At 70.3% G+C, this 10,170-nt stretch carries 11 protein-coding genes; 3 read left to right on the top strand and 8 right to left on the bottom strand.

The features are described from left to right. Positions 1–668: 668 nt before the first annotated feature. Together ACFWRV_RS33190 and ACFWRV_RS33185 are read left to right on the top strand one after the other, a co-directional pair. A complete protein-coding gene (locus ACFWRV_RS33190) occupies positions 669–1,313 on the top strand; it encodes an IclR family transcriptional regulator (RefSeq protein WP_384339623.1) in 645 nt (214 codons plus the stop codon). Positions 1,314–1,437: 124 nt separating this feature from the next. Then, entirely contained in the window at positions 1,438–2,226 is a 789-nt protein-coding gene (locus ACFWRV_RS33185) for a S16 family serine protease (protein WP_384339622.1), read from the top strand. Here the strand turns inward: ACFWRV_RS33185 and ACFWRV_RS33180 are convergent. From ACFWRV_RS33180 to ACFWRV_RS33145, 8 genes are all read right to left on the bottom strand, one after another. Beyond that, on the bottom strand, positions 2,186–3,628 hold the full coding sequence (locus ACFWRV_RS33180; RefSeq protein WP_384339621.1) for an MFS transporter: 1,443 nt from the start codon (positions 3,626–3,628) through the stop codon (positions 2,186–2,188). The two genes, ACFWRV_RS33185 and ACFWRV_RS33180, sit on opposite strands and share 41 nt — an antisense overlap. Positions 3,629–3,652: 24 nt before the next feature. Continuing rightward, a complete protein-coding gene (locus tag ACFWRV_RS33175) occupies positions 3,653–3,856 on the bottom strand; it encodes a hypothetical protein (protein ID WP_384339620.1) in 204 nt (67 codons plus the stop codon). 43 nt (positions 3,857–3,899) lie between these two features. Next, on the bottom strand, positions 3,900–4,523 hold the full coding sequence (locus ACFWRV_RS33170; protein ID WP_384339619.1) for a helix-turn-helix domain-containing protein: 624 nt from the start codon (positions 4,521–4,523) through the stop codon (positions 3,900–3,902). A gap of 77 nt (positions 4,524–4,600) precedes the next feature. Then, a complete protein-coding gene (locus ACFWRV_RS33165; RefSeq protein ID WP_384339637.1) occupies positions 4,601–5,491 on the bottom strand; it encodes a glycine betaine ABC transporter substrate-binding protein in 891 nt (296 codons plus the stop codon). An 86-nt stretch (positions 5,492–5,577) separates the two neighbouring features. After that, complete coding sequence (locus tag ACFWRV_RS33160; protein ID WP_384339618.1) at positions 5,578–6,447, bottom strand: ABC transporter permease; 870 nt, start codon at positions 6,445–6,447, stop codon at positions 5,578–5,580. Next, a complete protein-coding gene (locus ACFWRV_RS33155) occupies positions 6,444–7,703 on the bottom strand; it encodes an ABC transporter ATP-binding protein (protein ID WP_384339617.1) in 1,260 nt (419 codons plus the stop codon). Before ACFWRV_RS33155 ends, ACFWRV_RS33160 begins: the two co-directional genes overlap by 4 nt. Beyond that, complete coding sequence (locus ACFWRV_RS33150; protein ID WP_384339616.1) at positions 7,696–8,343, bottom strand: ABC transporter permease; 648 nt, start codon at positions 8,341–8,343, stop codon at positions 7,696–7,698. Before ACFWRV_RS33150 ends, ACFWRV_RS33155 begins: the two co-directional genes overlap by 8 nt. A gap of 41 nt (positions 8,344–8,384) precedes the next feature. Next, positions 8,385–8,858 (bottom strand): Lrp/AsnC family transcriptional regulator, encoded by a 474-nt coding sequence (locus ACFWRV_RS33145; protein ID WP_096631041.1) that lies wholly within the window; start codon positions 8,856–8,858, stop codon positions 8,385–8,387. Between the two features lie 122 nt (positions 8,859–8,980). Here ACFWRV_RS33145 and hppD point away from each other — a divergent pair, with 122 nt between their 5' ends. Then, a complete protein-coding gene (gene hppD, locus ACFWRV_RS33140) occupies positions 8,981–10,126 on the top strand; it encodes a 4-hydroxyphenylpyruvate dioxygenase (protein WP_384339615.1) in 1,146 nt (381 codons plus the stop codon). The last annotated feature ends 44 nt before the right edge of the window (positions 10,127–10,170 follow it).

The raw sequence follows: 10,170 nt of genomic DNA, 5'->3' as shown, positions 1-10,170 counted from the left end.
AACTCCCCCCGCCCCTCGTTCGGGACGTGGGGGGGGCCACGCGTCTTCGGGGACCCGCGCCCCGGGGGGTTTGCGGGGTTGGGGGCCCGTTCGGGGGTTTCCCCCGCGCCCGGCCCCGACGCTCTTTCCGGGCTGCGTACGGGCCGACGGCCTTTCCGGGCTGCATGCGGGCCGACGGCTTCCGCGACGGCTTTCCGGGCTGCGTACAGGCCTACGGCCTCCCCGGCTGCGTATGGGCCGACAGTCTTTCCGGGCGGTGCCGCGACGTTTCCGGCAGGCGTTTCCGGCGGGCGTTTCCGGGAAATTTCTCGGTGGCCGTTCACACACTGTTAACGCTGGTTCACATCCGTGGACGTGCCGCCCCGGCGGTGTCGTGACACGTGAACGCGCGTAGATGTTCGCTTACCGGACGCCGTCCCGCTGACCGGCCCTTATACGGCGGACGTACCGGGGCTCCGTGTCCGGAGACCGGATTCTGGACGAGTACTTCCGCTGAGCGGACTGGCTCGCTACTGTCCCCGCCATATGAACGCCCCGTGGCAACGCCGCCGCGGAGCGCAGCCGGTGCCTTGCCAGACCGGCGGCCTCTCCGTGCGTCGCCGCTGGGACCGGCGTCGCAACCGCCGGAGCAGGACCGTCGTCGCTCACCCCGAAGAGGAGAGGGCGTCGTGACAGCGGAGACTTCCCAGACGCTCGACCGAGGACTGCGCGTCCTCAAACTGCTCGCCGACACCGATCACGGCCTGACCGTCACCGAGTTGTCCAACAAACTCGGCGTCAACCGGACCGTTGTCTACCGACTGCTCGCCACCCTGGAGCAGCACGCCCTGGTCCGCCGTGACCTGGGCGGCCGCGCCCGGGTCGGCCTCGGTGTGCTGCGGCTCGGACGGCAGGTGCACCCGCTCGTCCGGGAAGCCGCGCTGCCCGCGCTGCGCTCCCTGGCCGAGGACATAGGGGCCACCGCCCACCTCACGCTCGTCGACGGCAGCGACGCCCTCGCGGTCGCCGTCGTCGAGCCCACCTGGACCGACTACCACGTCGCCTACCGGGCCGGCTTCCGCCATCCCCTGGACCGGGGCGCGGCGGGCCGGGCCATCCTGTCCGCCCGCCAGACGACGGACGCCGGCCACCCCGGCTACACCCTCACCCACGGCGAACTCGAAGCCGGGGCCAGCGGGGCGGCCGCGCCGCTGGTCGGGGTCTCGGGCGTCGAGGGCAGCGTCGGCGTCGTCATGCTCGCCGACGCCGTACCGGAACGGGTCGGGCCCCGCGTGCTCGACGCGGCCCGGGAAGTGGCCGACGCGCTGCGCTAGGCGCGCAGCCGTACGCGTGCCCGTGCCTGTACCCGTACGCGTACTGGGCGTGCGGGGTCGGGGGCGTGCCGGGCGGCGTACGCCTGGCGCGTTTCCGTTCCGGCGCGCCGGTTAGATTGGGTGCGTGCTCTCTCGTCTCACGCGCCCCCGCGTCCTCGCCCTCTGCGCGCTGCCGGTCCTCGCCCTGGGCGGTACGGCGGCCCTCGCGCCGCTGCCGTTCACCCTGGCGCGGCCCGGGGTGACCGCGGACGTGCTCGGCAAGGACGACGGGCGGCCCGTGATCACCATCACCGGTGCCGAGACCCGGCCCACCGACGGGCAGCTGCGGATGACGACGATCCTCGCCACCGGGCCGAAGGCGGACGTCCGCATCGGTGAGGTGTTCGACAGCTGGTTCCGGACCGACCGGGCCGTCATGCCGCGCGATGCCGTCTACCCCACCGGCGGCTCCGAGCAGGAGATCGAGAAGCACAACCTCGACGACATGAAGGAGTCGCAGAACGTCGCCGTCGACGCCGCCCTGAACTACCTGGACCGGGCGCCCGGTTCGATGCGGGTGGCCGTGGACCTCGGCGACATCGGCGGCCCGAGCGCCGGGCTCTTCCTCTCGCTCGGCGTCATCGACAAACTCGACGGCGACGGCTCCGGCGGCGATCTCACCGGCGGTCGCACCATCGCCGGTACGGGGACGATCACCGCGGACGGCAAGGTCGGCGCGGTCGGCGGTGTGGCGATGAAGGCCCAGGGCGCCCACCGCGACGGGGCGAGCGTTTTCCTCGTCCCCAAGGCCGAGTGCCGTCAGGCGGAGGCCGAGGCGCCCGACGGGCTGCGGATCGTGCCCGTCTCCACGCTGAAGGACGCGGTCGGCTCGCTCAAGGCCCTGGAGTCGGGCGGGAAGGTGCCGAGCTGCTGACCCGGGATGCCGTCGGCGGTACGGAGGACTTCCCGGGCTGCCCGCCTGCCGCCCCCGGTCCCTGCCCGCCAATCACCCCCGGCCGCTCCTGTCCCTGCCGGCCAAGCACCCCCGGCCCGTCCTGTCCCTGACCGCCATCCACCCACGGTCCCCCCGGACCCTCCCCGGCATCCGCCACCGCCCCGTCGTCCAGCGTCCGCCAGGACGGGAACACCAGCGGGCTCAGCGTGGCCAGGAAGTAGACACCGCCCATCGCCAGCAGCGCCCCCGTCACTCCCGCACCCTCCACCAGCAGCCCGGCCGCGAGCCCGCCCACCGGCATCGCGAACTCGCAGCCCGCGGTCAGCGCACCCGAGACCCGGCTGCGCAGCCGGTCCGGTACGCGCTCATAGATGACCGTGGTGAGGATCGGGTTCAGCACGCCGCCCGCGATCCCGCCGAGCAGCATCGTCACCGCGAGCGGGAGCGTCGTCCCGCTTACCGCCGCGACCAGGAACCGTGGCGCGCCGCACAGGATCACGCACACCGTGAACACCGCCCGGCGCGGGAAACGGTGCCCCACCGCCCCGTACAGCAGCGCCCCCACCAGACCGCCCGCCCCGAACATCGCGGTGAGCAGCCCGATGGCGGTCGCGCCGCCCAGTTCGGCATCGGCGTGCACGGGGAGCAGGACCGCGTTCCAGCCCTGGTCGGTGCCGTTCATGAACATCACCATGACCACGACCGACAGCAGCAGCCGGTTGCCCAGCAAGTGGGCGTATCCCTCGCGGAGTTCGGTGCCGTAAGCGCGCAGTGAGACCGGGGTCTCGGCCTTCCTCGGCTCGGCCGCGCGGATGCCCCGCACCCCGGCGGCGACCAGCAGGGCGGACAGCCCGAAGGTCGCGGCGTCCAGCAGCAGGACCGTCTCCGCGCCGACGAAGGCGATGAGGACCCCGGCAAGCGCCGCGCCGACCATCCGTGCCCCGCGCGAGACCGCGTCGAAGAGGCTGGCGGCCCGGGCGAGCGTGGTCCCGGCGTGCTCGGCCAGATCCGGGATCAGGACGTAGCGCGCGGTGTTGCCCGGGGTGTGGGCGAAGCCGTTGAGCGCCATCAGCGCGCACAGCATCCAGAAGTCGAGGAGGCCGGCGAAGTGCAGCAGCGGGATCGCGGCGATGGCCAGGGCACACACGGCGTCGGAGGCGATGGCTACCCGGCGGCGGCCGATCCGGTCGATGACCGGTCCGCCGACCAGCGCGGCGACGACGATCGGCAGGGTCGCGCAGAAGGCGACCACGCCTGCCCGGCCCGCGCTGCCCGTGGTCTCCAGGACGAACCAGGGGACGCCGATCAGGGTCAGTGAAGTGCCTGCGGTGGAGATGGAGTTGGCCGCGAGCGTGGCGGCGAGCGGGGTGCGGTTCCCCATGGTTCTCTCCCCCCGAGTCGATGGTTACGCCGGATGGAAGGCGGTGGCGGTGCGGGGCGCGGTCGCGCCCGCCTCCCAGCTCTGGGCGGTCAGTCGCAGGCCCACCTCCACCAGGGTCCAGCCGACCCGGGTGCGCAGGCTGGTGCGGGGCAGGCGGAACGCCGTTGCCTCGTGGTGGAGTTCGGCGGCGCGGGTGGCGTGCAGGAGGTGGTGTACGTCGGCGTGCATAAGGCGATTCCCCTCATGTGGTGGGCTGTTGGCGGTGCGATGCTCATTCGGAAGGGCGCGGGAAGGTGTGCAGGTGGGTCCTGACGACGGCCGATCCCTCGGTGTCCTCGGGGACGACGTCGCGGTAGCTCTCCACCAGTTCGTGGAGCTTGCCGGACAGCTCCAGCGCCAGCTCCGGGGTGAGGCGGATCTTGAAGTCGCTCATGTCCCAGCTCCGCTGCCACTCCTCCGACCAGTCGCCCACCGTGCCCAGCCAGGTGTTCAGCTCCTGGGCGTGGGCGGTGGCCGTCTCGTGCAGGACGAAGTCGATGGCCCCGCGCACCTCCGGGTCGGCGTGCGTCCGGAAGTCGGCGCTCTCGAACAGCGAGCCGTCGTGCACCGACCGCCACCAGCGCTCGCGGCCCTTGCCCAGCTCCGGGGCGTCCTCGACCAGTCCGCTCTCCGCCAGTTGGCGCAGGTGGTAGCTGGTCGCGCCGCTGGACTCGCCCAGCCGCTCGCCGAGCTTGGAGGCGGTGGCCGGGCCGAACTCGCGCAGGGTGTTCAGCAGCCGGAGCCGCAGGGGGTGCGCGACCGCGCGCAGGGTGCGGGCGTCGACATGGTGGATCCGGCGGTCGGTTCCGTCGTGGCGGTAGGGGCGGGGGTCGTTCTGGTTCTCGTGCTCGGGCATGCTTCGACAGTAGAGATGCAAAGAACTCTTTGCAAGGTTTTTTTGCAACGAGGTCTTTGCAACAACCTCTTGGCAACTCACCCCTCCTCGATGAACCCCTCCGCCACCAGCCACTCCTTCGCCACCTCGTGCGGGTCCTCCCCGTCCACGTCCACCTTGGCGTTCAGCGTCTGCGCGACCTCGGTCGTCAGTTTCCGGGCCAGCGGGTCCAGCAGCTCCGCGATCACCGGGTACTTCTCGAAGGTGGCCTCGTGGATGACCGGGGACGCGTTGTAGTTGGGGAAGAAGTCCTTGTCGTCCTCCAGGACGTCCAGGTTCATGGCCTTGATCCGGCCGTCGGTGGTGAACACCTCGCCCAGCAGGCAGGAGTTGGACTGGGACACCTGGGTGTAGATGATCCCGGCGTCCATCTTCTGGATGTTGCCCGCCGGGATCTTCATCCCGTACTTCTTCTCCATGCCGGGCAGCCCGTCGTCGCGGGAGGCGAACTCGTTCTCCACGCAGATCGTCACCGCGCCCGGGTCCTTCTTCGCCAGCGCGGCCACGTCCGAGAGGGTCTTGAGCTCGTACTTCGCGTTGTTCTTCTTGCTGATCGCCAGCGCGTACGTGTTGTCGAGCGGGGCCGGCGGCAGCCAGATCACCCCGTTGCCCTTGTCCTCGTCGCGTACCGCCTCGTACTGCTTCCTCGGGTCGACGATCGGGTCCGCGTGGCCCAGGAAGGTGATCCAGCCGGTGCCGGTGTAGTCCCACTGGGCGTCGGCGTCGCCGTTGATGATGGCCTCGCGCGCGCTGATCGAACCCGGCAGGTTCGTCCGGTCCAGGACCTCCGCCCCGGCCGCCTTGAAGACCAGGCCGGTCATCTGGCCCAGGATGATGTTCTCGCTGAAGTTCTTCGACGTCACCGTCAGCGACGCGCCCTTGAGCGGCTCGCCCTGCCCGACCGAACCGGGCGACACGTCGTCCACCATCGGCGAACCGCTCTTGAGCCCGCAGCCGCCCAGCAGCAGCACCAGGAACGCGGCCGCCAGGACCCGGAAACCGTACGTCGTCGTCCTCACCGCTCCTCCAGCCCGCGCGGCGTCAGCGCCAGTTCGGCCAGCGACGCCAGCCAGTCCACCAGCAGCGCCAGCACCACCGTCAGCACCGACCCGATGATCAGCACCGGCATCCGCTGCGTCTGGATCCCCGAGGTGATCAGGTCGCCGAGCCCGCCGCCCCCGCCGAACGTCGCCAGCGTCGCCGTGCCGACGTTCAGGACCAGGGCCGTACGGACGCCCGCCAGGATCAACGGCACCGCCAGCGGCAGCTCCACCTTCAGCAGGACGCCCCGCCCGGACATCCCCATCCCGCGCGCCGCCTCGATCATGTTCGGCTCGATCGCCCGCAGACCCGCCACCGTGTTGGAGAGCACCGGAAGCACCGCGTAGATCACGATGCCGATGATCGCCGTGCGGGGTCCGATGCCCAGCCAGATCACCAGCAGCGCCAGCAGACCGATCGCCGGGGTCGCCTGCCCGATGTTGGCCAGCGCCGTGAACGCCGGGGCCGCCTTCCGCAGCCGCCGCCGGGTCAGGGCGATGCCCAGCGGGATCGCGATGATCAGCACCCAGAACGTGGAGATCGCCGTCAGCCGCACATGCTGCCACCAGCGCAGCTGCACGTTGCCGCCGGAGAGCGAGTTCTCCGCGATCGAGTCCAGGTGGATGTTGGTGATCCACACGTAGGTGATCACCAGGATGACCGCCAGCACCGCCGGCAGGAGCACCAGCTTCCGCCAGGTGATCCGGCGCTCCGGCGCGGCCGGGGCGGGGGAGGGATCGCTCTCCTCGTCGTGGAACGCGTGGCCCTTGACGTCGTGTTCGCCCGGCGGCCGGGTGGGGGTGCCCGGGCCCTTGCCGGAGCCGGACCGGTGGCTGGGACTCATACTCCGCCGCCACCCCCCTCCAGCTCCTGCTCGGTCTGGTGGACGCGCTGCTCCTCCAGCTCGTGCTGATGTTCCATCGCGGTCAGCCGGTCGGCCTCCAGCAGCTCCTGCACGTTGTCCATCAGCGTCTTCATGTCGACGACCCCGATGAACTCGCCGCGCCGCCCGGTCACCGCCACCCGGCCCCCGCTGTCGGTGAGCACCGCCTCCAGCGCGTCGTGCAGCGTGGCGTCCCGGGTCACCGTGTCGTGGACCAGCTGCCCGGCCCGCGCCAGTGAGCCGCGCGCCCGCATCAGGTCGCCGCGCCGCAGCCACTTGTACGGGCGGTTGCGGCGGTCCAGCATCAGCAGCTCGTTGTGCGGGCCGCTGCGCAGCTTGTTGAAGATCGACTGAAGCGGGTCCTCGACCGTGACCGTCGGGAAGTCGGCGATGCCCACATCCCGTACGCGGGTCAGGTTCAGCCGCTTGAGCGCCGCGCCCGCTCCCACGAAACCCGAGACGAAGTCGTCCGTCGGGTTGGTGAGGATCGCCTCGGGGGTGTCGAACTGCGCGATGTGCGAACGCTCCCGCAGCACCGCGATCCGGTCGCCGAGCTTGATCGCCTCGTCGAAGTCGTGGGTGACGAACACGATCGTCTTGTGCAGCTCGTGCTGGAGCCGGATCAGCTCGTCCTGGAGGTGGTCGCGGGTGATCGGGTCGACCGCCCCGAACGGCTCGTCCATCAGGAGTACGGGAGGGTCGGCGGCGAGCGCCCGCGCCACGCCCACCCGCTGCTGCTGCCCGCCGGAGAGCTGGCGCGGATAGCGGCCGTGGAACTCGCGTGGGTCCAGACCCACCAGGTCGAGCATCTCCTCCACCCGGTCTTTCACCCGGGACTTGGACCAGCCGACCATCTTCGGGACCAGGGCGATGTTGTCGGCGACCGTCATGTGCGGGAAGAGGCCGGAGGACTGGATGGCGTAACCGATCTTGCGGCGCAGCTTCACCGGGTCGATGTCGGTGACGTCCTCGTCGTCGATCCGGATCCGGCCCGAGGTCGGCTCGATCAGCCGGTTGATCATCTTCAGCGTGGTGGACTTCCCGCAGCCGGAGGGACCGACGAAGATCACGGTCTCGCCGGCCCTGATCTCCATCGACACGTTCTCGACGGCCGGGTTCGGGTTGCCCGGGTAGCTCTTGGTGAGGTTCTCCAGCTGGATGGTGGCCCCGGAGGTGGCCGCGGACTCCTCCGCCGTGACGGTCTCGGGCTCAGGCACGGATCCCCCTCGGGATGGTCAGCCGTCCCAGCAGGACGTACGCGGCGTCGAAGAGCAGGGCGAGGATGACGATGCCGAGCGTGCCCGCGAGGACCTGGTTGATCGCGTTGGCGCTGCCCAGCGAGGCGATGCCCCGGAAGATCTCGTTGCCGAGGCCGGGCCCGGAGGCGTACGCGGCGATGGCGGCGATGCCCATCAGCATCTGCGTGGAGACCCGGATCCCGGTCAGGATCGGCGGCCAGGCGAGCGGCAGCTCCACCCGGCACAGCCGCGCCGTGCGGGACATCCCGATGCCCGTGGCCGCGTCGACCAGCGACGGGTCGACGCCCCGCAGCCCGACGATGGAGTTCCGGACGATCGGCAGCAGCCCGTACAGCGTCAGGGTGATCACGGTCGGGGCCACACCGAGGCCGACCAGCGGGATCAGCAGACCGATCGCGGCGAGGGAGGGGATGGTGAGGATCGTCGCCGTGGAGGTGATCGCCAGCGAGCCGCCCCAGCCGCTCCGGTAGCTCACCACCCCGATGACCACGCCCAGCACGGTGGCGATGACCATGCACTGGAAGACCGCGCTGACGTGCTGGAACGCGTCCGTCAGGAGCTGCTGGTGGCGGGTGATCAGATACTCCCAGAAGCTCACACGGCACTCCCTCGGCCCGGGGCCTGCCGTCCGGATCAGGCCTAGTCGGTGTCCTCGGCCGCCTGTTCCACCAGCGGGATGATCCGCAGCGGAACCGGGTTTTCCATGACGATCGCCGTGGAGGCCCGGACAATGCCATCAAATCCGACAACCCGGTCGATCACCCGCTGAAGATCGGCGTTGGAACGGGCGACGAGCCGGCACAGCATGTCGCCGTGCCCCGTCGTGGTGTGCAGCTCCAGCACCTCCGGAACGCCCCCCAAATGCGCCCGTACGTCGGCCCCTTGGCCTTGCTTGATCTCCAGCGTCGCGAACGCGGTGACCGGATAGCCGAGCGCCGCCGGGTCGACGTCCGGGCCGAAACCCCGGATGACGCCATTCGACTGAAGGCGGTCCAGCCTCGCCTGCACGGTCCCGCGCGCCACCCCGAGCCGCCGGGATGCTTCGAGGACGCCGATCCGCGGTTCACGGGCCAGGAGCACGATGAGCCGCCCGTCCAGATGATCGATCGCCATGATCCCGCCTTCGATGGTCACCCTGTACAGATAGTCCGGCCATCATGGCGATCGAATGCACACATTGACCAGTGAATACGCGAACTATTGCGCACCTTGCGATGCGGGGAGAGCCTTCGAACATGACTGAGACTCTGCACACCAGCCCTGACACCGCAGCGCAGGCCGACCGCTTCCCGGTCAAGGGAATGGACGCGGTCGTCTTCGCCGTGGGCAACGCCAAGCAGGCCGCGCACTACTACTCGACCGCCTTCGGCATGAAACTCGTGGCCTACTCCGGACCGGAGAACGGCTCCCGCGAGACGGCGAGTTACGTCCTCACCAACGGCGCGGCCCGCTTCGTCTTCACCTCCGTGATCAAGGCCTCCACCGAGTGGGGCGCCTTCCTCTCCGACCACGTCGCCGAGCACGGCGACGGTGTCGTCGACCTCGCCATCGAGGTCCCGGACGCCCGGGCCGCGTACGCGTACGCCGTCGAGCACGGCGCGCGCGGCATCACCGAGCCGCACGAGGTCAAGGACGAGCACGGCACCGTCGTCCTCGCCGCCATCGCCACGTACGGCAAGACCCGCCACACCCTGGTGGAGCGCTCCGGCTACGACGGCCCCTACCTCCCCGGCTTCGCCGCCGCCAAGCCGATCGTGGAGCCGCCCGCCAAGCGCACCTTCCAGGCCATCGACCACTGCGTCGGCAACGTCGAGCTCGGCCGGATGAACGAGTGGGTCGGCTTCTACAACGAGGTCATGGGCTTCACCAACATGAAGGAGTTCGTGGGCGACGACATCGCCACCGAGTACTCCGCCCTGATGTCGAAGGTCGTCGCCGACGGCACGCTCAAGGTCAAGTTCCCGATCAACGAGCCCGCCATTGCGAAGAAGAAGTCGCAGATCGACGAGTACCTGGAGTTCTACGGCGGCGCCGGCGTCCAGCACATCGCGCTCGCCACGAACGACATCGTCGCCACGGTCCGCTCGATGCGCGCCGCCGGTGTGCAGTTCCTGGACACCCCCGACTCGTACTACGACACCCTCGGCGAGTGGGCCGGCGAGACCCGGGTGCCGGTCGAGACCCTGCGCGAGCTGAAGATCCTCGTCGACCGCGACGAGGACGGCTACCTGCTGCAGATCTTCACCAAGCCGGTCCAGGACCGGCCGACCGTCTTCTTCGAGATGATCGAGCGCCACGGCTCCATGGGCTTCGGCAAGGGCAACTTCAAGGCCCTGTTCGAGGCGATCGAGCGTGAGCAGGAGAAGCGCGGCAACCTCTGATCCGCGCGGCCGGTGCAGAACGCCGCCGCGGCCCGGGGCAGTAC

The sequence above is a fragment of the Streptomyces sp. NPDC058576 genome, assembly GCF_042718715.1.
GTDB lineage: Bacteria > Actinomycetota > Actinomycetes > Streptomycetales > Streptomycetaceae > Streptomyces.
This window is presented reverse-complemented; position numbering and strand designations above follow the sequence as displayed.